A 2041-nucleotide genomic window follows, 5' to 3' on the forward strand; every position below is an offset into this window, starting at 1 on the left:
ATGACGACCGCGCGGGGCCGCCCCTCGTCGGCCAGCACCGCCAGGTTCGCCTCGGCGGCCAGGGAGGCCGACTCGCGGACCTGCGCACCGCCCGAGGCGGTGTGGCGCAGCATCCCACCCGGATCGTGCTCGGCGAGCGCGTCCGGGTTGTCCAGCAGGGCCTCGTCGGGGTCGCGGCGACCGCTCACACCGGCCGTACCGTCGATCACGACCGCTCCACCCGGCCCGGACGTGCCTCGTCCAGCAGCAGCACCGGGACGTCGTCACGCACCTCGAAGACCCGGCCGCACTCGGTGCAGGTCAGCGTCTGCGCCTGTGCGTCGTAGTCCAGCGGGGCGTGGTGCGTGTCCGGGCAAGCGAGGATCTCCAGCAACTGCGGGTCCAGGGCCACGGCGCGGCTCCTTCCACGTGTGCGGTGTCACCGGTCGGCGGTGCCGACCGGGCGCAGGCGATCTTATCGGCGAACGCTGTCGAGCACCTCGTCGCGGAGGGAGATCATCCTCGCTCGGGTCGGCGCCTCGACGTTCAGCCGCAGCAACGGCTCGGTGTTGGAGGCACGGAGGTTGAACCACGCGCCGTCCGGGAAGCGCAGCGTGAGCCCGTCCATCTCGTCGACCTCCGCGTCCGGGTACGCCGCCCGCACCTCGGCCACCTTGGCGGCCTGGTCGGCCACCGTGGAGTTGATCTCGCCGGAGGCGACGTACCGCTCGTACTCACCGGCCAGCACCGACAGCGGCAGCGACTGCTCGCCCAGCGCGGCCAGGGTGTGCATGGCGGCGAGCATGCCGGTGTCGGCGAACCAGAAGTCCCGGAAGTAGTAGTGCGCGGAGTGCTCGCCCCCGAAGATGGCGTTGGTCCGGGCCATCTCGGCCTTGATGAAGGAGTGCCCGACGCGGGCCACCACCGGGTTGCCACCCTGCTCGCGGATGATCTCCGGCACCGCGCGGGACGTGATCAGGCCGTGGATCACCGTGGAGCCGGGGTGCTTCGCCAGCTCGCGGGCCGCCACCAGCGCGGTGATCGCCGACGGCGACACCGGCTCGCCGCGCTCGTCCACCACGAAGCACCGGTCGGCGTCGCCGTCGAAGGCGAGCCCGATCTCGGCGCCGTGCTCCACCACCGCGCGCTGGAGGTCGACCAGGTTCTTGGGGTCCAGCGGGTTGGCCTCGTGGTTGGGGAAGGTGCCGTCCAGCTCGAAGTAGAGCGGCACGATCTCCAGCGGCAGCGCCGGCAGGGCGGCGTCACCCAGCACCGTCGGCACGGTCCAGCCACCCATGCCGTTGCCGGCGTCGACCACCACCTTCAGCGGCCGGATGCCGGAGAGGTCGACCAGCTTGCGCAGGTAACCCGCGTAGTCGGCGCGTAGGTCGCGCTGCTCGGCCGGGGCGGCGGGCTCCCCCGCCCCCCGGATGGCGCCGGAGTCCAGCAGCGCCTGCGCCCGGTCACGGATCTCGGCCAGTCCGCTGTCCTGCCCGACCGGCCGCGCCCCGGAGCGGCACATCTTGATGCCGTTGTACTGCGCCGGGTTGTGGCTGGCGGTGAACATCGCGCCGGGCAGCCCGAGCGACCCGGAGGCGTAGTAGAGCATGTCGGTCGAGGCCAGACCCAGCTCGATGACCGTACGACCCTCGCCCCGGACGCCGGCGGCGAAGGCGGCGGCGAGACCGGGGCCGCTGGCGCGCATGTCGTGCGCGATCAGCACCGCATCGCCCGGCTCGCCGGAGTCGTTCAGCACCTGCGTGAACGCGACCCCGAGCGCCTCGGCCACCCGCTCGTCCCACTGGTCCGGCACCGTCCCGCGGACGTCGTAGGCCTTCACGATCTGGGACAGATCAGACACCGGTCTCGCTCCTCGCGCCGCAGGTCGTCAACGACCCTGAGCGTATCGGAGGGTCACCGTGGCCCCCGGCTCAGCCGGGCAGCCGGGGCATGAACACCGTGTGGTCGCCCTCGCTGGCCGAGGCCGGCGGAGGGCCGGGCCGCCCCGTCGGGGACGAGACCGGGGTGCCGTACTGCCCCGGCACCGGCGGCCGGCCGGACG

General features: G+C 73.0%; 2 protein-coding genes and 1 pseudogene. All 3 read right to left on the minus strand.

Annotated features, from left to right (window positions below):
• Positions 1-209: pseudogene (locus tag AB0I76_RS28570) on the minus strand (mannose-6-phosphate isomerase); the annotation flags it as partial.
• Positions 206-391 (minus strand): Trm112 family protein, encoded by a 186-nt coding sequence (locus AB0I76_RS28575; RefSeq protein ID WP_357041841.1) that lies wholly within the window; start codon positions 389-391, stop codon positions 206-208. The gene AB0I76_RS28575 and the pseudogene AB0I76_RS28570, both read right to left, overlap by 4 nt.
• 63 nt (positions 392-454) lie before the next feature.
• Positions 455-1840, minus strand: coding sequence for a phosphomannomutase/phosphoglucomutase (locus tag AB0I76_RS28580; RefSeq protein WP_357041844.1), 1386 nt, complete (start codon positions 1838-1840; stop codon positions 455-457).
• Positions 1841-2041 lie beyond the last annotated feature (201 nt).

The sequence above is a fragment of the Micromonospora sp. NPDC049799 genome (assembly GCF_040656655.1).
Taxonomy (GTDB): Bacteria; Actinomycetota; Actinomycetes; order Mycobacteriales; family Micromonosporaceae; genus Micromonospora.